Here is a 26212-nt window from a genome sequence, read left to right on the forward strand (position 1 = left end):
AGAGGCCCAGTAAAATTGGACCTCTTTCTTAGTTTTTATTCTAAAAATCTCTTATTTACTCCATAATTCTACTGTATCTTGAATAATTTTTGTATATTCATCTTCTGCATCTTCGACCCCAACTTTATCTAGATCCTTCATAAATGTATCCCAAACATCATCATAATCAGCGGGATCTGCAAGAATAGCTTCTGGGATCCGTTTAAATGTCACATCTAGCATTCTTTGATTCTTCACCTCAAGATCAGAACCACCTGGAATGGCAAGATTGTAGGCCGCTCCCCATGGCTTCACTTCGAATTCATCCATTTGCGGATATAAATCTTTCCATAATTCAACACTATATGCTTCTAGAACTTCTTTTTCCATGTCAGTTTGATTTTCAATTTGTTGTTCCCGAGTAGCAACCGTGAACGTTTGTCCAGTGGAATCCAACACACCATCACCATATCGTGGAGCGAAACGTTGAAAGTTATACCCAATTCCTGTTTCCTTAGCAAAGTCTTTATTATTATTACGGTATTCCCATACATCTTCTGGAATTTCACGTTTGCCATCCACTATTTCATAATGTTCGCCTTCAAGACCCCAGTTCAACATGATTTGCGTTTCTTCTGATACTAAGTAATCAAGAAATTTAATCGCACGAACAGGATCTTCACAATCAACTGTTATACCAATTCCCCATCCCGCTTGGAAACCAGGGCTTTGATAAACATGGGACTGATACTCCTCACTTAATGTAATGGGATACATTCCATACATTCTCTCAAACTTACCTGCATCACGTAGGGCATTTTGAGCTTCCCCGACCATATAATCTGGAGCAATTGTTGCCAATGCTCGGCCTGTAGAAAGCTTGGATAACCATTGCTCCTGTTTTTGCACAAATGATTCTGGATCTAACAATCCTTCATCATTCATATGGTTGTACCAACGGAATACATCCTTTTCAACTGGACGACGATAATGTAGTGTGGCTTCATAAGTGTCGGGATCTACATAATATTCACCATCATCCCCAGCACCCGTCATCATAAATCCACTATTTAGAGTAGAAGCTTGGAAACGCCAACCATCTGATTGAAGTGTGAATGGAATGGTTGGTTGTCCATCAATTTCTGGATGTGCTTTGTAGTATTCACGAAGTACATTTTCTAAGTCTTCAAGCGTTTTCATCTCTGGATAACCTAATTCTTTCACGACAGCATGTTGAACAAGTGCACCGTAGCCAGGATACATAGCTTGATTATCCACACTAGCATTCGGGATAATATAAATGGACGGATCATCTTTACTCCATTTCAAGCGATTCATATTATCACCAATCATTTTCTTCAGGTTTGGGGCATGCTCTTCAATAAGGTCGGTAAGATCTATTAATGCACCAGCATCTACCAATGTTCCAGCTTCACCCTTCGGCAAAATCATATCAGGATATTCTCCACTAGCAGCCATTAAGGCGATCTTTTGCTGCCCGCCATCGATATCAAACTCCGGTTTCAGTGTTATCCCCGTATCCTCTTTAACCTTTTGGCCAATTGGGCTCTCCATTTTTTCCCAATCTGCATTAGCATCGGAATCAAACACAGTTAAGGTAATCTCTGCATTGTCATCTCCAGATGAGCTATTCGTTTCTTTGGAAGCTCCATTCTCTGAATTTTGGCATGCAGCGGTGAAAGTGATTAAAGCAGCAATAAAAACCAAACTAAAGATCTTTTTAAAAGATTTCATCCCTTTTTTCTCCCCTTATATATATATTGTGCAAACAGGTAATCCTGTCTTTACCAGAAATGATTATTGCTTCACTGCTCCCAAAGTCATACCTTGGATAAAGTATTTTTGTAGAAAAGGATAAACTAAAACAATTGGTACAACTGTTACCATCGTGATCGCCATTTTAATCGATTCAGGAGATACCATTTGTGATTGTTGCGCCGCGTTTGGCCGCATTTGATTAGCATCTACGTTTCCTCCCGCAGTCGTATTTTCTAGAATCTTCATAAGTTCATACTGTAAGGTCGTTAAATTTTCATTCATACTGTTATATAGATAGTTATCAAACCAGTTATTCCATTGGCCAACCGCAACAAATAGTGCAATCGTTGCTAGCACCGGCTTACAAAGTGGTAAGATAATCCGGTAAAAAATAGTAAAATCATTGGCACCATCCATCTTCGCCGATTCCTGAAGCGAATATGGAAGCCCATCCATAAATGATCGTATAATGATAATATTAAAAGCACTGACTAATCCTGGTAAAATATATACCCAGAAAGTATTCATTAGGTGTAAATCTCTAATCAGCATATATCCTGGAATTAAGCCTCCTGAAAAATACATCGTTAACACGATGGCAGTTGAAACAAATCTTCTGCCTTGAAAATCGCTTCGGCTTAACGTAAAGGCCACCATCGCTTGAATAAAAACACCTAAAAGGGTCCCGATAACGGTTCGTAAAACGGAGTTTGTAAAACCAGTTATTAAGTTATCGTATTTGGCAATTTCTAGATAATTATTGAATGTAAATTCGCGTGGCCATAAATAAATTCCACCTCGAACCGTATCCGTTGATTCATTTAAAGAAATGGCCAAGACGTTTAAAAAAGGATAAAGTGTCACAATCATTACAATGAGTAAAAAGGTATAATTCAAAATGTCGAATAGATAATCTTTATATGTTGATTTATTTAACACACTTTTCGTTGCCATACATCATCCCACCTTACATCACACTCTGATTTGAATAACGCTTAAATATTCCGTTTGCAAGGAATAATAGGAAGATACTTACAACTGAATTAAAGATTCCGAGCGCAGTACCATAAGAAAATTGCCCTAAACCAATCCCATAATTAAGCGCATATAATTCTAATACCTCGGAATAATCCACAACGAGAGAATTCCCTAATAGCATTTGTTTTTCAAATCCAATACTGACTAAATGGCCAATATTTAAAATCAATACAACCAAAATGGTTGGTCGAATACCCGGTAATGTGATATGCCACATTTGTCTTAACCGTCCAGCCCCATCTACTTTTGCTGCTTCATAAAGTTGGGAATCAAGGCCGGCAATGGCTGCTAAAAAGATAATCGCATTCCACCCCATTTCCTTCCATAAGTCTGCAGCTGTTACAATCCCCCAAAACCATGATCCCTGTGCCATAAATTGAAAGGGCTTATCGATGATGCCGAAATTTACAAGGAGATCATTCACAATCCCACCATCAGTTGATAACATTTTGGTCACAATCCCAGCTACAACCACCCATGAAACAAAATGGGGTAAATACGTAATCGTTTGTACAGTTCGCTTTAATAAACTATGACGAACTTCATTTAGTAACACGGCAAAGATAATCGGGACAACAAAGCCAATCGTCAAGCCTAGTAAACTCATTGCCAATGTATTCCTAAGAGTTAAATAAAAGCGTTCATCACTTAATAAGGTAATAAAATGCTGTAAACCTACCCATTCTTGTTCAAAAAAAGCTCTTCCAGGCCTAAAATTTTGAAACGCCATTGTCCATCCCCAAACAGGGAGATAATTAAATACAAAAACCCATAAAACAAAAGGAAGTGACATCATATACAACACTTTTTGGGAGAAAAAGGTCTTCCAGAAACTATGTGTTTTTATTTTTTTATTCTTTGTATCCATTATTGGATGCGGTTTCTTTTTTACCGTCTCCATTTCATCCCCCCTCCTTATCGATAACTTTATTTTAACGCTTATGCAAAGGTAAAAATACCACGATAATGAAGACAAAAATCATATCAAAATGCAAGAAAGCGCTTTAATTCAATAAGGATGAACGGCTAATTTCGCGCCGTCCTGGCGCAACGCCGTTCTGACCCACATCCTGTGGGCCTAATTTCGCGCCGTCCTGGCGCAATGCTGTTCTGACCTGCTTCCTGTAGGCCTAAAAAAAGAGAAATCTCCATAAAAATTATGGTGATTTCTCTTTCATTTTATTTTTTCTATATTCAGTAGGCGGCATTCCAACATACTTTTTAAATTTACTATGAAAATAATCAACATTAGCATAGCCTATTCTTTCGGCCACTTGATAGATCTTTAAATCTTGCAATAAGAGTCTTTTTCCATTTTCAATTCTTACTTTATCTAAGTAGGTATTAAAATACTCGCCGGTTTGTTCTTTAAATAATTTTCCTAAATAAGCCCGATGATAATTAAGCGTTTCTGCTAAAGTATCAAGTTTAATATTGGAGTGATAATGGCGTTCAATCAGCCGCATCATCTTTTTAACAATCATATCGGAACGTTCGCCATCCATTTGCTCGACTATTTCCGCTAATAAGGCATTTACACATGACAATAATTGACCAATGGTTGGTTGTTTTTCAATTTCAATAATGTTTGAGACAATACTTGTTAAGGTTCCTGATATTTCCTGATATTCATGTAAAAACCTATTGACTAAAATAGAAATAAGGTGCACAAATTTCTGTTTAATCCATTCTTCTGATGGATTTTCCTGAATCAATTGACTCGCTATCTCCAGACAAATATTTTCTACCTCTTCTAAATCAGCTAGTTCAATTGTGTAAAATAGTTTATCAAGTGTCGCATTTGATTGGCAAGACTTCTGTTTCGTATCACCATTCCTTTGAGTGGGTAAAACGGGCTTTGATTGTGGAGTTAAAATGGTATCTTCATCATAAAAGAATTTTCTTGAGATCAGTAAAGCGCTAGTTTGATAAGCATTTGCTAATTCTTTTAGCTGTACTGCTGTATCAGTAAAAGCAGCCGTAAAACTCCCCTGTTCACTCGAAATACATAATTTTAACTGCTCATATAAATGTTCGCTATTATGGAAAGCAAGCTGACCATTCATGATGACACCTAAATATCGTTTATAGGTAAATACGATCCCTGTCTTCTCCCGCTCTTCGAACTTTTCTTTCAGTTTCTGTTTACATTTCATCCCATCCAATGACTCATCTAAACTCAATAATAACAGACGATATTTCTTCCACTCTAGCTGCTCAAAATAATTTACCGCTTCCTTTTCGACCTTCCCACTTAAAACAGTCTGAATCATCCATTCTTTTGTTTCTTCCCTCACTTTTACTTCATACTGTTGCGCTACCTTTTCTGCTTTCATTTTTGATCTAAGCGATTCCAAATAGCTTATTAATTCCTCCTCAACAATCGGTTTTAATAAATATCCTTCCACACCAAAGGAGATCGCCTTTTTGGCATATTCAAATTCAGCATAGCCACTTAATATAATGAAATGAACAAATGAATCCCTTTTCCTTATTTCCTCTATTAGTTCAATTCCTGACATTCCCGGCATTTTGATATCCACAATCATCAGACTCGGTAACAGCTGTTCATGCTTTTTGATTGCTTCCCCCCCATTTCCAGCTGTTTCCACCTGGTTAAATCCGTATTCTTCCCATGGTATAAGCGCTGCTAAACCTTCGCGAATGGTTGGTTCATCATCGACAATCAATACCTTAAACATCTGTATCCCTCTCTCGTATAGGTATTAAAAAGGATATTTTCGTTCCTTTCCCTAACTCACTTTCAATCTTCAAACCGCTAGACTCCCCATAAGTAAGTAGTAGTCTTTGATGTACATTGCGTAAGCCGATACGAATGCCTTCTTTTTCTTCATTCTCAGCTAACATTTGGTGAATTTCTTCCAATTTGATCGCACTAATCCCCTGGCCACTATCAGTTACTTCAACATAGACGCCTCTCTCTGTTCTTCTTGTATGAACAGTCACTACCCCTCCCCCTGTTTCATTCTCTATTCCATGAATCACCGCATTTTCTACTAGCGGCTGAATAATAAGTGGGGGAATTTCCAATTCATTCGTCAAAGGATCAATATGTAAGTCATAATGGATCCGCTCTCTATAGCGGAATTTTTGAATTTCCAAATAGGATTGGATTACTCCCATTTCGCTCCTAAGCTTGACCTTACTTGTCCCAACTTCAATACTATTGCGCATCAGTTTTCCTAATAATTTTACAACTTGTGCAATTTCCTTTTCTCCATTTAAATTCGCTCTCATCCGAATCGACTCAAGCGCATTAAATAAAAAATGCGGATTGATTTGACTAGCCATCATTTTAAACTTAATATGGTTTTGTTTCTGTTCCATCAATCTTGTTTGTTTATTTGATTCTTCCACTTCATGCAGAAGTTGCTTTGTATTGATCACCATTACATTTAATTGCTTGGAAAGTTGACCAATTTCATCTTTTCCATCCACGAAAATCGGCGTATCGAAGTTTCCCCTTCCGACTTCATTGATCTGTTCACTTAGTGACAATATTCGATTTGATAACAATCTTGAAAAATAGTAGATCAAACATAATGCAATACACACACTGATCAATACCACTAACAATCCCATTTTGCCAAATCGTTTCGCATTTTCTACAATCTCATCGTTTGGAATAATAGATACAATTCTAAGACCATTCAAGCTATCCTCTATCGAAATATTCTCCATAAAGATATGTGATTCTTCCCCATTTACTTTTCCACGGAATGTTCCTGTTTGCTCACCGCTTATTTGTTTGGGATCAATTATTTTATTCAATTGTTTTGTCGTATACTCCGGCTGATTCGTCGCAATAATATTATTTTTATCATCAATGATCAGCATCGGCGATGACTCCTGAGACAAGATTAAATTCATTTGCTCTGTATTTAGACTAATGACTAACACACCATACGTCCTTAAATCTATAAAATCAACTCGTCGAACTAAACTTATATATTTTTCATGATGTCTTGTTTCGTCTTCTATATACATCCAGCTAGCTAATCCCTTTCCTTTTCTTGCACTGGTATACCATGAAGATACTTTCGTCTGTTCAGAAGCAGGTATAATTTGCCAATTATTCAGTAGGGTAGGATTGTCCATGTAAAACCGAATGCTATTTATTTCTTGTTGATACGTATTGATATAATGATAAAAAGTATTGTAATCGGTATAAGCTGCCACCACATCATAATTCGTTTCATATTGAGTATTGACAATTTCTTTAAATCGCTGATCAAAGAGAATATTATTTGATAAATAGATGGGGATCTTTAACATTTCTAAAGTTCTTTTTTTCACCCGATCAATATTAGCCGTTTCTTGTTTGACCGCATCTGAAAGCGCAAATTGCCTTAACTCATTGGTTAAAAACCCTCCTACGATCATGACTGGAACAAATACAACCAACACAAAGGAGAAAAATAGCTTATTTCTTAACTTCATGTCATTTATCCTCTTCCTGGTTGGAAAGAGATTCATTGATATCACCCACATTCATCTTGATGTCATCAGAAGAACCACGATATTATATCATTCTATCTAGTTCTGATTATAAGCTTATATTTGGCTGTGAATGAAGGTCATGTCCATGGACTCCGCCAAGATTTTCTTTTAGTAAGAAAATACCAGGCAAAGACAATGCCCGGCATTTTATTGACTAGAAGATGCACAAATGTCTAATTCCCTGACCAATTATCACCATATAACACTACTTTTCACAATTTTTAGAACCTCGAAAGCTTTTAACGAGGAAGGATTAGCGATTGGTTGAATTGAATCGTTATTATATTTTCTCCTCTATGTTTGGTCTAATCCTCTTTTTCTATATTAGAAAGCGCATCCAATGTGACGCAATAGGAATGACTGTATATTTTTTTCAACTGCTTATCTGTCGTACTTTTACCACCTGTTACGAAGTCTCCATACCATGGCATATACCATAGCCACGAGGTTTCACTTTCTATTAGCTTATCCGGATCTGGTATTGGACCATTTTCTGATAAGGTTACAGGCTTTTTATATTGAACAAGATTAACTGCCTGTTCAAACGCTAGTTTTAAAGGGCCATAGTTTCCATCAGGAACATAAATATCGACGCTTGCTATATCTACATATTCGTCACCCGGATACCATTCAGCGTCTGGCGCGTTCCAAACCCAAATTAAGTTGTTTAGGTGATGATCGTTTGTAAAGTGGTCATACATCCAAACATATAATTTCTTATACACTTCAGGGCCTTTCGCTCCCCACCAGAACCACTTCCCATCTGCTTCATGAAGCGGTCTCCAAAGAACGGGAATATTTTTTGCTTGCAATCTTTTTAGCTGTTCAGCAATTTCGTCCATATCCGCTAAAAGGGCCTCATATTCTTTCGTTCCAGAAATCAATGCCTGCTCAAGATCAAAATCTGTATGCTCTGTGTAAAAAGCCTTATCCTTACCTCCTAGAGGCGCATACCAGTGCCAACAGAATGTCACAAGTCCTCGATGTTTTGCTCCCCATTCAATCGCTTCTTCAATGGAGCCCTTATTCTCATTGATTTCGACGATCTTATCTTCTGTCGGATTTTCGGTCTCTGTATGTAAGGAGTAACTAAGAAGATCAAATCCTCTTAAAGCAGGAAGTTTGCCCGTGATTTTTTCAATATAGTCCAACTCCGGGCCACGTGCATAGGCTGTATGTTGACCTGTGATAATTTTCTTTCCATATATCTTTTTAAAATAATTCATTAACGCTTTACATTCCTTGGATGCAGATGGATTCGTTAATGTGAACGACGGCTTTAGTTTTGCAGGAGCTTCACTCGGGATAAGTGTAATACTTTGAATATCAATGCCGCCCCAATCTTTGCCAAACTGAATGGAATGAATTCCTTTACCAAGTTTCAAAGTCATAATATCCATATCGCCAATCTGCCCTGGCGACAATCGAGACTCAATTTCACCATAACTATCACCATTAATAAATAAATTATTTCGCGAATATCCTTGCATAGCTTTTTGCTTTATAACTAACTTATAATATCCCGTCTTCGATAGCGTGAACGATATTTCGACCCACTCATTTTCATTTAAATTTCCATCCGTTACTACTACAGTCACTTCATCCTTTTGTTCTGTTCGCAACCTTTAACCCCTCCTTTATTCCTATTAGGTATAGTTTAATATATTATGCACAAAAAAGTAATAGTAAAGTTATTTATATTCTGAGAATACCAAAATTGATTTGTATAACAAACCTTGATATCATTAAAAAATGAACTTATCGATTAGCTTATAACGATTGTCATAGCTTTTATCTGAATAGAGAGAATACGAAATGGAGAGTGATGCCGCATGAAAAATAATGTAACCATGAAGGAAATTGCCAAAGAGGTTGGTGTTAGTAGTGTCACAGTTTCAAAGGCATTAAATGATAAGGAAGGTGTTAGTGAGGAGCTCAAGACTACAATTAAGAAAGTAGCAAAGGAAATGGGTTATCGATTTAATACAGCCGCGAGATCGATTAAAGATGGGCTCTCCTATAATATTGGAGTTATTATTCCTGAACGCTATACAAATGTTGTTCAGTCTTTTTATATGCATTTTTACCAATCCATCTCAAAAGCTCTAGAAAATGCAGGTTATTATGGAATTTTACATATTCTGTCGGCACAGGATGAAGAAAGTCAAAATCTCCCAAGAACATATATGGAACAAAAAATTGATGGATATATCGTTCTCGGACAGATTCACAAACCCTATATAAAAAAATTGAAAACGATAGAGCTCCCCATTGTCTTTATGGATTTTTATGATGAGCATTCCGATATCACTGCTGTTACAACTGACAATTTTTTCGGTGCCTATGAGATAACAAACTATCTCTTTCATCACGGTCATCGAGATATTGCCTTTGTCGGTAATATTTACTCGACAAGTAGTATCCAAGATCGGTTTCTCGGTTATTACAAATCGTTATTAGAACATGGAATAAAATTAGATGACACTTTTATCTTAAGTGATCGGGATGAACACGGAACCCTTACAGAAATTCAACTTCCTGAAGGTAAGCTTCCCACAGCATTTGTCTGCAACTGCGATCAAGTCGCCCATCTATTGGTAGGTAAATTAAAAAACTTAGGTTACCAAATACCAAGCGATTTTTCAGTTGTTGGCTTTGATAATGATATTTTTGCTACGATCACTGACCCTAAACTTACCACCATTGAAGTCGATATTAAGGAAATGGCACAGACGGCTGTGACATTTATCCATGAAAAAATAAAGGGCAAGCCAGATATTGGTGGAAGAGTGCAAATCAAGGCTAATATTGTCTATCGTGACTCTGTAAAATCCTTACAAAATAAAGTAGAAATTTGATTAAGAAAATTATGTACTTTTATCCCGAAGTAAGCCCCATCGAAGTTTACCAACAACCACTTCCTGTTTCGAACACTTATGCTATTCTTAAGAATCAGCCATACACCTAAGGAAAGTTGACGAAGGAAGCGATATAATAAGAATAGGGTTAATGCTTCGAAAGGAATGAAATAGATATGGGGTATGTCGAGGATTTGAGAAAATTAGTAGGGCATAGGCCATTAATACTCACAGGCTCTGTTGTGATCGTGTTGAATAAGCAAAATAAAGTGCTTTTACAACAGCGCAAATATCCATATGGTGTTTGGGGATTGCCTGGCGGGTTAATGGAATTAGGCGAATCTACAGAAGAATGTGCGCGGAGAGAGGTTTGGGAAGAAACAGGACTCACGATTGGGGAGTTAGAGCTGATCAACGTTTCCTCTGGGAAAAGTCATTATGTCAAAGCACAAAATGGCGATGAATTTTATGTCGTGACAATTGTATATGTGACAAAGGATATTGTTCAAGGAAAACCGCAAGTCCATGACGATGAGTCCCTGCAAATAAAGTTTTTGCCATTACATCCATTACCAGAAAATATGGTCGGTAGTCATCGAAAAGCCATTAAGGATTATCTTGATCGTGCATAAAGTGAAGCTTCATATGGGATAAAGCGATTAGAGGCTGGGACAAAACTCATATGTTAAGCTCCAAAGACGAACAATGCATTAGCTTAGCGAAGTATATTTCCGGAGCGGGTGATATGCACGATATTCGGTTTTTTCTTTGGTAAAACACCTTTGTCCCGGCCTCTTTTTTACTTCTGCATTTGTTCTAACATTCGTTTAAATTCTTCCACACTAGATAATTCTTCACTCTCTATAAGATTTGATGCATAGAGGAATTTTAGTGGAAGTAACATCTCATAAATGGTCTCTGAAACAAAAATTTTATTCGGAACTGCATTTCGATTTTGCAAAAACTTTAAAAAAGCTTGTTGGCATTGTTGCACCCTGTTTCCACCGGCTTGCATTTCTTGAAATAGAACCATGCCACTGTCTTGATCGATCGCTACACTTAAATTAGGAAAATACGGACGCTCTCCTTCCTGTTCCTGAATTGGCATATTGACAGGAAAGAAATCAAATTCGACGGTTCCCTGATCTTGTTTATACTTGGATAAACGTTTTATTTCCAACTCTGAAAGATAGGATGGATATTCCTCCTCACTGGTGACATCCCAGTTAAAGATAGAGGATGTGACATATTCAGATGTCCATCGTATTTCTCCTTGTGAATTTTCTTTTGGAATCCTTGCTAACCATGCTCCTTGCGCTGTTTCTTCTAAACGAGGATGCTGTTTTTTTATATCTTCCACTAAATAGGGTAATTGCTCTAGCGCCAATAAAAGGAGTCTCGCTTCTTCATGATCAATCATCCATGGAAAAAAACCTGGCTGGTAACTACGAAATTCAGGCCACTGATTTTTCCCTCTAAAAGAAACATCAGCTTCTTTAATCAGCTCATAATCCGCTTTTTCAAGTTCATTCCGATTCACAAATGAAACTAAAACAGCTCGTTGTTTCTGAGAAAGTTCAAATGCACTCTCCGCACCTTGATTCAAGATTTGTAATAAAGATTCAAAGCCTTCTTTCCCAATATAGATGGCAAGTCCATACAGTTCATGGGCATTCCCAAGCACACTGCAAAACACCTGATCTTTTGTGAGGGGGTCCGTAATAATATAAATATCATCCCCCTCTACTATGGTCCAAGGGGCTAGCTTGTTAAACTCTTTTGCCGCAAGCAATAGACGAGTCCAATCAAAATCGGGTTTATTTTGTTCTAAATAAAAGCTGGCTAACGCTTCATTGACATAATCTGTTAAATCATCGGTAGTCATGGTCTCTTCAGGAGAAACATCATCTACGTACATACCTCGACTATCCTCTTCTGGTGCCTCTCTCATCGCCTTGACACAAAAAGGATAAGCCACTCCTTTTTCGGGTGCCAGCACTTTTTCCAAAATAATTTCATGGTTCCAATCGTCACCAAAATCATAGGTATAGACTGCTCGGTCTTTCTCCTTTTTAAAGAAATCTGCGAGTACGATTTCTGCTTCATCGTACGAAGGTGAAAAAAGACCATATTCGTCCTCAGGACCAATTTCCAATGGTTCGATGCTTTTTCCATTGGATTTTGTCATCCTATACGTATGTAAATGATAATCTTCCCATTCAAAGGCAAGTTGTAAAACTTGGTGAAAATCTAAAAAAGTCATATTGGATTCAACCTGTAATCGCCGCCAAATTGGCGGTCGGAAGCCAAGCAATTGTACTTTAAATTGATAAATCACATTGTCACCTCATCATGCTTTTCTTTAAGTGCTGTTCAAAAGGGAGGATAAAAAGGACCAAGTCGGCTAAGAGCGCTGACGTCAATCGCAAACGGCCGACACTAGTACATCCTGTAAGGCCGCGCAGCCTTGAGTAGCGGAGAGGCCAGCCAACGAACTTGCGCGTGTGTGGTGACTTCGATGTTCGACATAGGACGTGTCTGCACTTAGTCGAAGATCCTTTATCTCGAAGTGTCATTTTTACCGGACTTTTTGAACATCCTCTTTAAGTGTAAATCATTCAAAGCAAATTTTCTAGACATCTATGGTCCTTTCACTCTTTTGACTCTCCAATACATGAAAAACTACCCTTTTCAAAATGGAAGGGTAGTTTTTCATTATAAAGCGAGACGCCATCAGTGGGGGACTTAGGGATGGCGCACAAGGAAAATCGTGATCTAATCTTTTTTTCGAAGTTTTTCTACTTCGTCTGCAACGAATTGTACTTGCGTGCCAACGATAACCTGAATATTATGGGCACCCACGACGTTAATACCAGGAACACCAGTTGATTTTATTTTGGCTTGGTCGACAGCGTCCATATCTTTTACTTCAACACGTAAACGCGTCGTACAATTTTCAACGGCTGTCACGTTTTCATCTCCACCAAGTCCCTCATAAATCACGGTGGCCATTTTGGAAAAGCGGTCTTCTCCTTTGTTGGAATCCGTTTCGTCTTTAGGAGCAACTGCTGTTTCATCTTCTCTTCCCGGTGTTTTTAAATTAAATTTGAGAATTAAGAAGCGGAATAGGAAATAGTAGATTACGCCAAAGACCAATCCCTGTAACAGTAACATATAAGGCTGATTGGCGAGCGGGATCCGTAAGCTTAAGACATAATCGACAAACCCTGCACTGAAACCAAATCCTGATGTCCAATGGAAAAAGGCCGCAATTCCGAGGGATAATCCCGTTAAAACCGCATGGACCACATAAAGGGCTGGCGCTAAAAACATAAATGAAAATTCAAGCGGTTCCGAAACCCCTGTAAAAAATGAAGCAAAACCAGCGGCCAGCATAAGCGAAGCGGCTTGTTTCTTTCTCTTTGATTTAGCTGTATGATACATGGCAAGTGCTGCGGCCGGCAGACCAAACATCATAATCGGGAAAAATCCCGCTTGATACATGCCGGTAATCCCTTTAATTCCTGTACCATCTCTGAATTTACCAATATCGTCAATCCCGATGGTGTCGAACCAGAAAACGGCGTTTAAAGCATGATGAAGTCCAGTTGGAATTAATAATCGATTGAAAAATCCATATAAACCGGCACCGACAAATCCTAACTTACTAATGGCGGTTCCGAACGTAACTAACCATGAATACACAACCGGCCAGATGAAAAACAATGCCACTGCGGCGATTAACATCACAACAGAGGTCATAATCGGAACAGATCGTTTTCCACTGAAAAAAGCAAGAGCATCAGGTAACTTCACCTGACTAAAGCGATTATACATCAGAGAAGCCATAATCCCCGAAAGAATTCCAATAAAGGCATTACCAATTTTTTCAAAGGCAGGATCGACAGCTTCTTCTTCTATTCCCTGGAACAATGCAACCGATTCAGGAGATAGTAAGGTTGTTACAACGAGAAATGCAACTAATCCACTTAATGCGGCAGAACCATCCCTTTCTTTTGACATCCCTAACGCCACACCAACAGCAAAAAGAATGGGAATATTATCAATAATGGATCCTCCTGCTTTGACCAAAAAGGCAGCAGCGACATTTTCAGCTCCCCCGCTAGGATCAATCCAAAAGCCAATCCCCATTAAGACGGCGGCTGCCGGCAAAACAGCAACTGGTAACATCAGGGATCGTCCAAGGTTTTGCAGAAATTTCATCATATCCATAACCTCCTCATATCGATAGATTCTCCTATAAGTAATTTTTTATAATTCCGTGTTTGTTAAAATAACCGTTTCTACTGTCACCGTTCAAGGAAACCGTTTCCAAACTAACATAACCCCAGTCATTTTCTGACTAAAAACGGGGTCAGGTGCTTCTTCTATAGGAAACACTCCACCCTGCATCAGCGTCACCCTATCCCGTTTTTCGAACAATTTTTTAAACAGCATGCACCTCTCCTTTCTTCTACTGTATTCTTTCTATACCACAACAAACTCCATTCATTCCTATTTGATAATATGCTTCCGGGAAATTTTTTACCCTTGAAACATCAACTCGGTAATAAGGTGAGCGATCCAATCTACTCCAAGTGAAGCGATCCAAACGAAAGCTGGAATAGCAAAACTTTTCAAAGTTTGCAACCAATGAAAGCTTTTCTTACGTTTTTGTAGAAGTCTATCGGTAACAAAAAACAAAATAGCTGCACCTAAACTAAATGGCAGAAGAACAAGCCCGAAGATAATGTGTAAAATGCCTGAAAGCAACATTTCCTTCTTGTTGTTTCCGCTCTTTTTCACTAGGAACTCCGCTATCTTATCACTGGCTATAGAAGTGAGCACACCATAAAACAAAATAACAGGAAAGCTATACAATAAATACACATTTACAACCGTAATTGTGGTGTAAAAATAATTTTGTCCTGAGTCTCCAAAGGGATTGGGAGAAATAAATCCTAATAATAGGGCAAATAAAGTTCCAGATATTGTTGCCGTTATTATTTTTCTAGCTAACATTTTCTTCTCCCTTCTATATTTGTAACATTTATTTAGTCATTTTGCTTTTTCAACAGGAGAAATTGAGTGGAATAAATCCGAGGAAAAAACAACTGGTGATGAATTCCAGTTGCTTCCAAACTTAACGCGTTATAAGGGAATTAATAAGGGGACATTCGGCCATCTCCATTTAAACAATAGGATAGGTAATAATTTTTTAGCAAAGAACGTGTTTGTCTAACTTCAAATTGGTTGATTGCCCATTTACTAGATGACCTTTCTTGAAGTGTTGGAGTGGATTGCTACGTTCGACACGATGAAGTTTTATCAAAAGAAAAATATGAGCACAGCCATCAACTTTGTATAGTGGTTATAATTCTTTCCACAAGTCGACATGAAGTAAAGTAAGATCCAAATTTACCACACAGTTAATCTCTTTTCTGTTTTTCAAAAACCAAGTAAAGAATTTGATATCTTTGATGACTTCGCAAAATGGAAGGATTTTGAAATGTTTTTTTGCATGATAATGTAAATATTGAATAAGTACTTCCTCACGAATAAACGATAAATATAGAAGATCTGAATATTCATATAAAAAATGAAACATTCTATCCAATGATTCTTGTTTTTTTGACGGAATTCCTAAATCATCGACTTTAAATTGTGATTGTAATACATCAAATCTTGATCGCTCTTGCAATGTCATGTTTCACCCCTATGTCCATAAGTTCGAACAAACAATCTTTCAATATACATATTTTTCCAATAATAAACATCATACGACAAGTATCCTTCCTTTTCAATCGATATCCATTATCTCTATCTGCAAAAAATCGAGGAGACTAGTAGATATCTACTAATCCCCTCGATTTATTTAACTAGTTTTCAGCGTGTAAGGTCAATATTCCCACCTAAATGAGGTTGAGCTGCATGCTGAATCGCTGAAACATTTGATGATTGTAACAATGTTTTCAACGCTTCTCCTTGTTGCCCCATCATTTCCATCGTTTTTTTTGTTACCAAAACGGACGCCTGTTGCTTAAGCTGAGTCTGATTTAATGCCATTGATAGACCCGCAATATCCAATCTCATTCCTCCTTTCTACTACTCGGAATGATTATTCTAATGAATATATCGACTAAAAAGAAGATTTCTTTAGGCGAACTATTTTAAAAGGGGGGTAGTTCATTTGACCTTTTTTTCTGGATCGTGTACTGGTTGCTCACGCACGATAGATCCATCATTTTCGCGTATCCACGTATCAAATTCACGTTTCCCTGCCTTCAATTGGATCACACGTGCTCCTGTTGGAAAATAGTCATTCCGTTCATTGTCAATGTAACTCACATACTTCGTTGCTCGGCCATAACAAAGGCGGATACCATGGAGTGTACTACAAAAGTCATTCGCGTGATCATGACCAACGAACGTCCCCATCACATCACCCATTTCTACTATTGCCGAAAAAAGCCCTGAATTCACCAGTGGCGTATGGCATTTTCCATCTAATCGATGGCCGTAACAAACTTGATTCTCCCAAGCTTCATTGTATTCCGGTAATGGTATATGGAAAAAGGCAAGTGCTGGTAAAGGGTTCCCCCCATTTTTTTCTGTAAAAGCCTGAGATGTTTCAACATACCAGTTAATCTGATCTCTCCGAATCCAATCATATCCACCAAACGGGGAATAATCACCACTATCCAAAAAATAAAGCGCAGCGGCTACCTCTTGTTGATCATTCATAATCGTCAATGCATAATTTCCGGCACCACTTACCCCTGGTGGATCCTCCTTAGCCACGCAATATTTATGCTCCAATTGAACCTTATGTAGTTGCTTCCTTGTCGCACTTCCTTCTGAATCATGGTTTCCAAAAACAGCAGCCCACGGAACTTGATAATCCTCCGCCACTGCTACTGCACGGCGGAATGATTGGATGGGATCTTTTGTTCTTGCACTCGCAATGAGATCCCCCGTGAAGACAATTAGATCAGGGCGTTCCTCGCGAATCACCATCTCCATTAAGCTTTGTGTTTCCTTATCCAGCTTAGGCGAATCAGGATCATAATCAAATTCATCAATAAACTCGACATCGGTAAATTGGACGATCGTAAATGTACCATCATCTCGAAACGTTAAACTTTTATTCATCTCTTTTGCTCCCCTTTTTATTTTTCCTATGTATCACTTCACCATCCAAGTGAACTTTTCCTTCTTGGCTTTGAAACTATTCCTTTATGAGTGTGCTCTGGTCTCTTTTCAAAAAAATAACGATCCTAATAGAGAGGGATCGTTAAAAGGGTTTGAGGATCATCAAAGCAATAATGATCAAAAAGAGTAGATTTTCGAGATTTTCATAGCGGTTGAGCTTCTTAGATAAGCGAAAGTATTCTTTTGGTATTTCTTCTCCTTGATGCTGGTTGACAATTTCTTTTACAGGAATCGCAAAAGGTTTTAAAACGAATGGTCCCATCGCAAGGGCAATAAAAAACAAGATCAAGCTTACAATATACCAGCCCATCCGAAAAAGATAGGGATGCATCATCCCCATAAGTAAACCAGTAATAAGCAATAATGTACCACCGATCATGACTAAAATATGCAAGTGATGTTTTATCTTATAAGCATGGCGCAGTTCTGTCATCGTCTTGGCCGATTTTGGAATGAAACTCAAGACAAAACCAGGTCCCATTCCAAGAATCGCCGAGAAGATATGTATAAAAACAAGTATTGTATAAACGGTATTCAATTAGTACTCCTCTTCCCTTACAAATATTAAGATTTTCCCTTTACTCCTGAGAATTCTCTGTTTCTTCACTATTTACCATAATGGCTGCCACCTGTGTAAGACGCTGAAAGAAAAACTCCCCTGCTGGATGATCACTTAATCCCGCTTCATCAAAAGCTTCTTTCATACATAATAACCAATTTTCAGCACGGATTGGGGTAATTTCAAATGGGAGATGCCGTCTCCTCATCGCAGGCGGACCATAGACTTGGCTATATAAAGGAGGTCCACCAAGAAACTGAGTTAGAAACATCCGCTGTTTCTCCATAATTTCCTCCATGTCCCCTTCGAAAAGCGGACTAATTACAGGATTCGCATAAACCTTTGGATAAAAGGTCTGCACTAATCGATCGATCATATCTGCACCAATTTGGTTATATAACGTTTGTAAACGGGGTTCTGTCACTTCTACTCCTCCTTATACAGTTATAGTTTACCATAACCTATCTAGAGATAAATTAATGTGATTTATCTCACCAAAGCTCTTTTATTATGCTAAATTTTTTGTAAAAGTTGAGAAGCCATTCGAAAAGGGAAAAGGCCTTTTTCAAGTATGGAGAAACCCATTATACGCGGAAGAAACCCATTTTTCCCCATGCAAACCCATTATGCACTGAAGAAACCCATTTAAAAGAGGAAAAAGCCCTTTTTGAAGAGGATCCCCATTCACAATGCACGATACGTGGACAAGAAGAAAAACAATAATCATTTTTCGCAGTGTACTTATTTTTATATGTTAGTAGGAAGATTACAGGTGTCTAAATTTAACATCTTGATGTATATCGAAAATATCGGGGGACAAAAAGCTCAGATTTTGGTTTAGCGGTTATACTTGACAAGTCTATCAGAATTTAATATATTATTCCTATCTTTTTGATAGGAATTATGGAGGAACGAAGATGAAATTATCAACGAAAATCACAGCTGGTTTGGTTTTGGGGATTATTTTTGGCGTTATTATAAATCTCTTTTTCCCACAAATTGTACCAAAACTCGATCGATATGTGCTGTCGCCAGTAGGCACGGCCTTTTTAAATGTTATTCAATTTGTTGTTGTACCAATCGTATTTACTTCATTGATTGTTGGTTTTTCCAGTATTGGCAATTCTGAAAAAGTAGGCCGATTGACGTGGAAAATTATATTTTTATATATTATTACCAACATTCTTGCGCTTGTTATTGGTTTTGTGACTGCCTACATCTTAAAACCTGGAAAATCAGTTGGTGATTTAGGTGATGTAGCAGCTCAAGAGGCTGCGGAAGGACAAAGTATTATTGATTGGCTCGTTTCGATTATCCCTACCAATCCATTCGCTTCTTTTTCAACTGGGAATTTGTTGCAAATTATTTTTACAGCGATTCTCTTTGTGATTGGAATTCGGATGGCTGGCGATCGATCCAAACCGTTTCTCTCATTTATTGAGAGCTTCCATGGAGTTGTAGAAAAAATTACTTTAATTGCCCTGAAGTTCTCACCAATAGGGATTTTTGCGTTAATTAGTTCGGTTATTGCAACCCAGGGCTTTGATATCGTGCAAAAATTGCTTATGTATATCCTGGGATTAATCATCGCCATCGTTATTATGATCATCGCCTATGCTTTAATCTTGAGTCTAATAAAGATTTCACCCATCCGTTTTTTGGAAAAGTTTTCAACCAACATTTGGCATCGCCTTTGGTACTGCCAGTTCGAATGCAGCATTACCTGTCGCCATCGATAATGGAAAAACTTCATTTAAAATGCAAGAGGAGATTGCAGGTTTTGCTATTCCTTTAGGAACAGCTTTAAAACGTGACGGTGCTTGTATTTTGCAAACTTTTAACGCATTGTTTGTAGCACAGTTATTTGATGTCCAATTAACGGCTACACAAATTGTTGCGATTATTATTAGTGCACTCGTTGTTTCATTTAGTACAGCTGGTGTACCAGGCGCTGGGATTATCATGATGTCCACTGTGTTAACAGCTGCAGACCTTCCACTTGCAGGTATTGCACTTGTTGCTGGTGTTGACCGTCTAACTGATGGTTTTAGAACATTGTTAAATGTTGTAGGAAATACGGCAAATGCGGTAATGTTAGATAAGTGGGAAGCGAAAAACGCAATTGATCCGAATCAAAAGACTTCCCAACAGGAAAACTAAAATATCGAGATGAAAGGAGATAACGATGAAGTCGACAATAAATTGGCAAGGCAATATGGCCTTTTCTGGTCAAACTGCTTCAGGACATGAAATTCGCTTGGATGCTGCTGAAGAGATAGGTGGCCAAAATTCTGGGGCTAGACCGATGGAACTGCTTTTGTTCTCTGTAGCAGGCTGTACGGGAATTGATATCATTTCCATTCTGAAAAAAATGCGCATAGAACCAACTTCATTTAGTATGGATGTGAATGGAGATCGTGCGGAAGAAGTACCAAAACGTTATACCCATATTCATATCCATTACTCCTTAGAAGGAGAATTACCTGACAGTAAGGTCGCAAGGGCCATTCAATTATCAAAGGATAAATATTGTTCCGTTGCCCATTCTTTAAATGTAGATATGTCCGTTAGCTATTCAATCAATGGAATAGCCGGGAAAGAGGACGTTTAAGCATTTTGTGTAAGGACGGAATCCTAGATGGTTTCCATATTAAACACCCATTGCACCTCAATTGTTAATCAATTTAACAATTGAGGTGTATTTTTATAGCTTTGAAAAAAGCAATGGCGCAAAATACGGCCAGTACTTTCACTTTTTTTAATCAGAACCTTTTGCCTCTTTAATCAATGTTTCAGCCTCTTCTTGAGCCTCTCGAATCGCGGTGTTTATATCAACACCTTCATAAATAATCCTATTGGCACTCTTACCAAATAACCATCTACCCGTTACTTGATGCTCAGAAGCTCTATTTTCAGGAACATTTAATGGATGACGCGTAAAGGCTTCTATATTCTTGTCCTTAAGAATGTCCAAATTGTAATCAAGTGGATCGGTGTCATGAATCCATTCGTCTGAAATTAAATATTCAATCACTTTAAATGCCTCATCAGGATATTCAGAATATGGTGAAATTGCATAGAAAGTACCGTCCGTATATGGTTGAGTTGGATTATTTTCATCTAAAAGTGGCCAGCTTACAAAGTCAAAGTTAATATCACTTTCCTCAGCCGACTCTGCTAACCCTTGAGCAATATAACGTGCATGAAGTGCCATCGCCACATTTCGCTCATTATAAATCCCATAGCTCCATGGATCAAAGAAATCCTCTTTCCCATTATCTGGGATATTCCCAGGAATAGACGCAACTTCTTTTATTAAAGAAAGTACCGTTTTTACATCTTCACGGTTTTCAAAATGCACTTCATCATCTGCATCAACAAGCCAATCATCAAGCATCCCTACCATTTGCGGATCTAACGCAATGTCTAATCCACGGTACTGTGTTCCATCTCGTTCACCTGTTACTTTACGAGCAAGATCAATCACTTCTTGCCATGTCATATCATCTGTCGGATAGGGTACACCGAACTTATCAAATACATCCTTATTATATGCCAATCCGTGGTATGTTAACTGACCAGGTAATGAATAAATTCCATCATCATCAGGTTTATGTGCATGCATCGCTTTTATTCGATATTCTGGCCAATCACTCATATCTAATTGATGTTTTTCAATTAATGACGTTAAATCAAACAGCATTTCGTATCCTTTTAAAATACTTAAACTATAGTCTGTTAAGACCATAATATCTGGAAGCTTTTGTTTTGAAATTTCCTCTTCAATTGTCTCCTTATACGCATTTACTACTTGGATATTCTCCCATTCGAATGTAATATGTGGGAAAACTTCTTTCAAACGTTTTTCAACTGCTTCAGGCTCACCTGGATACCAGAAACGCATCGTGATATCTTCTTTTGGTTCATCCTCTGCGTTATTTCCTTCACCCGACGAATGATTTTCACTTGCATTATCTGTGTTATTCGAGCTTCCTGGTTCTGACGAATTAGAACATGCAGCTAATAGCATTATACTTAATAAAAGACCTAAAATAACAAGTAAGCGCTCTCTTTTCAACCGTTATTCTCCCCCCTTTTATTTTTAACCGACTTTTTGTATGTTCTAGTATTATTATATTATAATATTCCGATAACTTCTTGTCTGTAATGGAGATGATGAAACAAGTATCTGTCTATAAAGGAAGTAATCCAATATATTAATTGTTGTATTGTGGAGAGATTCTTTCACGTCTAAACTGAGATGGGGGCACGCCCGTTTTTTCACTGAAGTAGCGACTAAAGTGAGCACTATTTTTAAACCCAACATCTAATGCAATATCAGATATTTGTTTATTTGGTTCTATTTCAAGCAAAATTTTCGCATGATCAATTCGGCAACGCATGACATATTCCATAACAGTTATTCCTAGAATATCTTTAAATAGCTGGGTAATATGACGTTTCGATATATGGAACTCTTTGGATAAGCGATCCAACGTTAGCTGCTTCATATGATTTTTCGTAATCCACGCTACCATTTTTTCCATTAATGTATCCTTTTCACTTTTGTTTAATATAATTTCAGCAAGCGGTGTTTGAGCTAAATGATTGATTTCAAATAAAAGATCGATAATCGTATTTTTCACTTGTCCTTCAACTAGTGAATGATTAAGTTGATTGTTATCTTTGCGGCTGATCAAATGATTTAGCCTTGCAATACAATCCTGAAAATAGACTAAATCCGCTTGGTCCTTCATTCGAATAATCGAATTATTCAACACTGAAAATATATCAAATAATTCGATCGATTTCATCGATTTTAAGATCAAAGCAATAAATTCTGGTAAAAATTCTACTGTTGTTCGTACATAAGGATGGGGTGGCATCGTACATGTATGATGGGGCGTTAATCCATTTAGTAATACAATGTCGCCAGGTTGTAAGTCAAAAATACGATGCTGAATAATGATTTTCGCCTTCCCTTCATGAAAATAAAAAATTTCAAATTCACGATGTGAATGATAATTCATGGAATGATGCTTATTTTTCTTGTAATCAAAGCGAAACCAACGGTGTTCCAAACTACTAACCTCCTTTTCTTTGTTGAAAACTTCAATTACGTTAATACATTACTGTAGTTATTTTCGACAAAAGTAAGGGAAGTCCTGTTGATTCCGCTATATATTTAGAACACTCAGATTGAAATACTACAGACTTATAAGACCGTACACCAACCTTTACAACAAATCCTTCCTTAGCGTCATACACTCTGAAAAAAAATCCCGGTAAAATAACGGCTGACTGTTATTTTACCGGGAAAAGTTGTTTGGATAGACTTTCACTGACTTGGATTTAAATTCCTCAGTCATTATTTTATATGTAACCGCATTTATGTTCATTGTTTCCTTCTCTCACTTTTGCATCAAAGAAAATCCATAATGATCTAAATCAGCTTCCGCTTTCAGTAGCAACAATGTAAGTGAAACAGGTCTCGACAATTGTGTGGGTACAGGACCTACACAACTTCTAACTTAGTTCTAAATTTAAAATCTTTGCCGAAATTTCACTTAGATAAAAACTATTATCTTTCAAAATGAGATCTTTCCATTTCACTACTTTTTGCTAAATGAATTGCATAGGGAATTGCATGATTTGCTACTTCAAATTCATAGTAAATGATGCCGGGCTTATTTACATTTACTTCTATAATATAAGGTTTAGAATTTTCCCTATTAATTGCTATATCCAAACCAAGCTCACTGTTATTTATATCATATGAATTTTCAACTAGTGTACAGATTTCAAGCGATATTTTTTCTATTTTTTCTTTTAACTTTCCTGCATCTACTTCTTTAAAATTTCTTTTTAAAAAACCTAAAATCTCGCCAATATACCCACCGTTTCCAGTACTAGATATAACTGCATTATGAATTCCAATACGAGGGTATATATTAACAAATGACCATTCACCGTTTCCATCCTTCATCATATGAACTCTTATATCAAACGGTTGATCATCCATTGTTCGTGTCTCGATATATTGTTGTACAATAAAAGGTCCTTTTTTAATTAATTCCCTTAGATACTGCCCAAGAGTAAGTTCATTAAAGTGTGTCTCTTTTTCACCAATCGCCACAAAGTAATCCAAAGCATTTTTTTTCTCAATATAATGAACTCCACTTGCAAAGGATCCAACTTCTGGTTTAAGTATCACCCTGCCATAATGTTGAATATAATGAAAGATGTCTTTTACACGATCTACTCTTTGATATGGGATTATAGCATCCTCTAGTAAATTTGTAGATGACAATTTATCATATACTTCCAGTTTACTAATGGAATTGCCAAAAAATTCATTTGTAAATGGAATTCCTTCTAGTTCCTCGTAAATTGTCTTGTACCCTTTAATGCCTCTTAAGCGTAAGCGATCATAAATAACATCGGGATATTCAACAACTCTAGGAACCCATTGTTTATTTTCATAAAAGTATCCTCTAATACGCATTTCATCATAATCAATGTCTTTTGGAGTAAAGTAATAAAAATGGACATTTTCAAATTTAGCTACATAAGCACATGCGACGGTTAGATCATTGATTTCATTTTCATCCACTAGCATAGCAATACGGTAACGTTGATCTAATTTTGCATGAACTAAATTTGTGTGTTGAGCTTCAAAATGTCCATTGTCTCTTCTTACTTTCTGTGATTCATTAGTTAAATATATTCCATTTTCAGCAATATATTTTGCATAAGCAATGGTATTAACAGCTCTTTCTTCTTCATGATAAGTAGTTTGAGGACCGTTATTTACTTCATGTAGCCAAATCCGATCATTTTTATCAATAGCTAAATCTAAACCTAATTCGTCAAGGGCCAATCCGTGTAATTTATCAAGATGAAAAGTAAGGTCCATCGCCAGCTGTTTGATATTTTCTTCATACTTCTTACTATTTTGACCAAACTCATTTTCAAAAAATGCTTTTAGATCCTGAGTTCTACCTCCTCGGCTAATATTACTAAGAATACTCTTTTTGTTACCAACACGAGGATAAATTTTGGTCAATGTCCATTTTCCTTCTCCGTTTTTTTGCACATGAGCTCTAATATCGTAGGGTTCACCATTCTTGGTACGACATTCTACATAAGGCTGAAGTAAATAGCTATTCCTTTCCTTTAATATTCTCTCTTTAACCCATACATCGAATTCTTCTTGGGTTAGAACTTGCTTTTTTTTATGTTCTAAAAGGGTATATCTATTATTTTTTATTTCTAAGAAATAAATATTTCGACCTTGCCTACCTAATAATGGCTTAAATACAACCTTTTTATTTTCTTTTAGAAACTCATCGACGATAGATCTATCTGTTATTACTTTAAAAGGAACTAATAATTCAGCGTATCTGCCTGATTTCACTAACTTTTTCGGTAGAGAAAATTTATTACCAAGACCAAAACTGGTAAATGGAAGAATCTTTCTCAGCTTTCTTTCTACTTGTGATTGCTGTGCGCGGGATCTTATGCCTATATTATGAATTACATCGGGGAAAGGAATATTCTCTCTTTCCCATTCTTCATTATTAAATGTATCGGCCGTTATCTCTTCCTTTTCAAAATCTACATCGCCAGAAGAAAAAAAGTACAGTTTTACTTCTTGTTGCACGCTTTGTTTAATCAAAGCGTTGATTCTTGCTTCCGGATATCCATTTCGTGGATTGGTCTCACATAGATAAACCCCTATCCTTATACTTTTTTGTACTTGTTCGCTATCTTGATTTGTTAAAAAACAACTTTTCAAGCTCTTAAATTGTGGCATTAACGTAAACTGTATTATCTCAGAGACTTTCAGTAAATTTCCTTTTTCTAGTGTTTTGGCAACTAAAAGTATTGTACTCTCTATATTTTCCAAGTGGTTACTTGCATTCAATTCAGTATCATTTAATACGATCTTTTTTATAGCTTCAAACCCTTCTACAATGGAGCTAAATATAAATATACCTTGATTTGTTTCCTTTTTTCTTATTAAAACTGAAAAATGTTCTGTTGCCTCAATTAAGGTATCAATTATATTAAGTGTTTGAGTATGCTTCCTGTCTAGTATATCTCTCATTTTTTAATGCTCCTTGCTTTTTATAATTGTTTTCGGTAATTGCTAATTTTACTTTGCTTTAAGTTGAGGTATATCCACCTATAATATCGGAGAAATATAAAAAATTTGGAGTAGTAGGGTCGGAAAAATGGGTATTATATTTGAAAAGTTTTTATA

22 protein-coding genes are annotated in these 26212 nt (G+C 37.0%); 5 read left to right on the forward strand and 17 right to left on the reverse strand.

The window, feature by feature from the left end; genetic code table 11:
* Positions 1–51: 51 nt before the first annotated feature.
* The 6 genes from IPU53_RS04065 to IPU53_RS04090 form a co-directional block, all read right to left on the reverse strand.
* Complete coding sequence (locus tag IPU53_RS04065) at positions 52–1734, reverse strand: ABC transporter substrate-binding protein (RefSeq protein ID WP_207447979.1); 1683 nt, start codon at positions 1732–1734, stop codon at positions 52–54.
* A gap of 63 nt (positions 1735–1797) precedes the next feature.
* On the reverse strand, positions 1798–2712 hold the full coding sequence (locus IPU53_RS04070; RefSeq protein WP_207447981.1) for a carbohydrate ABC transporter permease: 915 nt from the start codon (positions 2710–2712) through the stop codon (positions 1798–1800).
* A gap of 13 nt (positions 2713–2725) precedes the next feature.
* Complete coding sequence (locus tag IPU53_RS04075; protein ID WP_207447983.1) at positions 2726–3697, reverse strand: ABC transporter permease; 972 nt, start codon at positions 3695–3697, stop codon at positions 2726–2728.
* Between the two features lie 256 nt (positions 3698–3953).
* Positions 3954–5498, reverse strand: a complete 1545-nt coding sequence (locus IPU53_RS04080) for a response regulator transcription factor (RefSeq protein WP_207447985.1) — start codon at positions 5496–5498, stop codon at positions 3954–3956.
* On the reverse strand, positions 5491–7257 hold the full coding sequence (locus IPU53_RS04085; protein WP_242698059.1) for a sensor histidine kinase: 1767 nt from the start codon (positions 7255–7257) through the stop codon (positions 5491–5493). The genes IPU53_RS04080 and IPU53_RS04085 overlap by 8 nt, the downstream gene beginning before the upstream one ends.
* Positions 7258–7622: 365 nt before the next feature.
* Positions 7623–8939 carry a glycosyl hydrolase gene (locus IPU53_RS04090; RefSeq protein ID WP_207447989.1) on the reverse strand — a complete coding sequence of 439 codons (1317 nt, stop codon included), beginning with the start codon at positions 8937–8939 and terminating at the stop codon, positions 7623–7625.
* A 210-nt stretch (positions 8940–9149) separates the two neighbouring features.
* Here IPU53_RS04090 and IPU53_RS04095 point away from each other — a divergent pair, with 210 nt between their 5' ends.
* Together IPU53_RS04095 and IPU53_RS04100 are read left to right on the forward strand one after the other, a co-directional pair.
* Positions 9150–10175, forward strand: a complete 1026-nt coding sequence (locus IPU53_RS04095) for a substrate-binding domain-containing protein (protein WP_207447991.1) — start codon at positions 9150–9152, stop codon at positions 10173–10175.
* A gap of 176 nt (positions 10176–10351) precedes the next feature.
* On the forward strand, positions 10352–10807 hold the full coding sequence (locus tag IPU53_RS04100; RefSeq protein WP_207447992.1) for an NUDIX hydrolase: 456 nt from the start codon (positions 10352–10354) through the stop codon (positions 10805–10807).
* Positions 10808–10974: 167 nt separating this feature from the next.
* Here the strand turns inward: IPU53_RS04100 and IPU53_RS04105 are convergent, their stop codons facing one another.
* The 8 genes from IPU53_RS04105 to IPU53_RS04140 all read right to left on the reverse strand — a co-directional run bounded on the left by IPU53_RS04105 (position 10975) and on the right by IPU53_RS04140 (position 18370).
* Positions 10975–12513 (reverse strand): plasmid pRiA4b ORF-3 family protein, encoded by a 1539-nt coding sequence (locus IPU53_RS04105; protein ID WP_207447994.1) that lies wholly within the window; start codon positions 12511–12513, stop codon positions 10975–10977.
* A gap of 437 nt (positions 12514–12950) precedes the next feature.
* Positions 12951–14402 (reverse strand): N-acetylglucosamine-specific PTS transporter subunit IIBC, encoded by a 1452-nt coding sequence (nagE, locus tag IPU53_RS04110; protein ID WP_207447996.1) that lies wholly within the window; start codon positions 14400–14402, stop codon positions 12951–12953.
* A 318-nt stretch (positions 14403–14720) separates the two neighbouring features.
* Positions 14721–15197: a hypothetical protein gene (locus tag IPU53_RS04115; RefSeq protein ID WP_207447998.1), complete on the reverse strand. Its 477-nt coding sequence runs from the start codon at positions 15195–15197 to the stop codon at positions 14721–14723.
* A 349-nt stretch (positions 15198–15546) separates the two neighbouring features.
* Positions 15547–15882 carry a hypothetical protein gene (locus IPU53_RS04120; protein WP_207448000.1) on the reverse strand — a complete coding sequence of 112 codons (336 nt, stop codon included), beginning with the start codon at positions 15880–15882 and terminating at the stop codon, positions 15547–15549.
* 179 nt (positions 15883–16061) lie between these two features.
* On the reverse strand, positions 16062–16262 hold the full coding sequence (locus IPU53_RS04125; protein WP_207448002.1) for a YjfB family protein: 201 nt from the start codon (positions 16260–16262) through the stop codon (positions 16062–16064).
* A 99-nt stretch (positions 16263–16361) separates the two neighbouring features.
* The gene (locus tag IPU53_RS04130; protein ID WP_207448004.1) at positions 16362–17327 is read right to left on the reverse strand and encodes a metallophosphoesterase family protein; all 966 of its coding nucleotides are present in this window, start codon (positions 17325–17327) and stop codon (positions 16362–16364) included.
* Between the two features lie 142 nt (positions 17328–17469).
* Positions 17470–17925, reverse strand: coding sequence for a DUF2269 family protein (locus IPU53_RS04135; RefSeq protein WP_207448006.1), 456 nt, complete (start codon positions 17923–17925; stop codon positions 17470–17472).
* Between the two features lie 40 nt (positions 17926–17965).
* Positions 17966–18370, reverse strand: a complete 405-nt coding sequence (locus IPU53_RS04140; RefSeq protein ID WP_313886440.1) for a globin domain-containing protein — start codon at positions 18368–18370, stop codon at positions 17966–17968.
* Between the two features lie 493 nt (positions 18371–18863).
* Between IPU53_RS04140 and IPU53_RS04145 the strand changes: the two genes are divergently transcribed.
* The 3 genes from IPU53_RS04145 to IPU53_RS04155 are packed head-to-tail and all read left to right on the forward strand — an operon-like array spanning position 18864 to position 20557.
* Entirely contained in the window at positions 18864–19685 is an 822-nt protein-coding gene (locus IPU53_RS04145; protein ID WP_207448008.1) for a dicarboxylate/amino acid:cation symporter, read from the forward strand.
* Positions 19633–20106, forward strand: a complete 474-nt coding sequence (locus tag IPU53_RS25220) for a dicarboxylate/amino acid:cation symporter (RefSeq protein WP_207448147.1) — start codon at positions 19633–19635, stop codon at positions 20104–20106. Before IPU53_RS04145 ends, IPU53_RS25220 begins: the two co-directional genes overlap by 53 nt.
* Before the next feature lie 25 nt (positions 20107–20131).
* Positions 20132–20557 carry an OsmC family protein gene (locus IPU53_RS04155; protein WP_207448010.1) on the forward strand — a complete coding sequence of 142 codons (426 nt, stop codon included), beginning with the start codon at positions 20132–20134 and terminating at the stop codon, positions 20555–20557.
* A gap of 147 nt (positions 20558–20704) precedes the next feature.
* On the opposite strand, the gene IPU53_RS04160 is transcribed toward IPU53_RS04155, so the two are convergent.
* The 3 genes from IPU53_RS04160 to IPU53_RS04170 form a co-directional block, all read right to left on the reverse strand.
* Positions 20705–22024: an ABC transporter substrate-binding protein gene (locus tag IPU53_RS04160; protein ID WP_207448018.1), complete on the reverse strand. Its 1320-nt coding sequence runs from the start codon at positions 22022–22024 to the stop codon at positions 20705–20707.
* Between the two features lie 139 nt (positions 22025–22163).
* Positions 22164–23027 (reverse strand): helix-turn-helix transcriptional regulator, encoded by an 864-nt coding sequence (locus IPU53_RS04165; RefSeq protein WP_207448020.1) that lies wholly within the window; start codon positions 23025–23027, stop codon positions 22164–22166.
* A 500-nt stretch (positions 23028–23527) separates the two neighbouring features.
* On the reverse strand, positions 23528–26056 hold the full coding sequence (locus IPU53_RS04170; protein WP_207448022.1) for a YheC/YheD family protein: 2529 nt from the start codon (positions 26054–26056) through the stop codon (positions 23528–23530).
* Positions 26057–26212 lie beyond the last annotated feature (156 nt).

The sequence above is a fragment of the Bacillus sp. SD088 genome (assembly GCF_017355205.1).
In the GTDB taxonomy this organism is placed as follows: domain Bacteria; phylum Bacillota; class Bacilli; order Bacillales; family Bacillaceae_C; genus Lederbergia.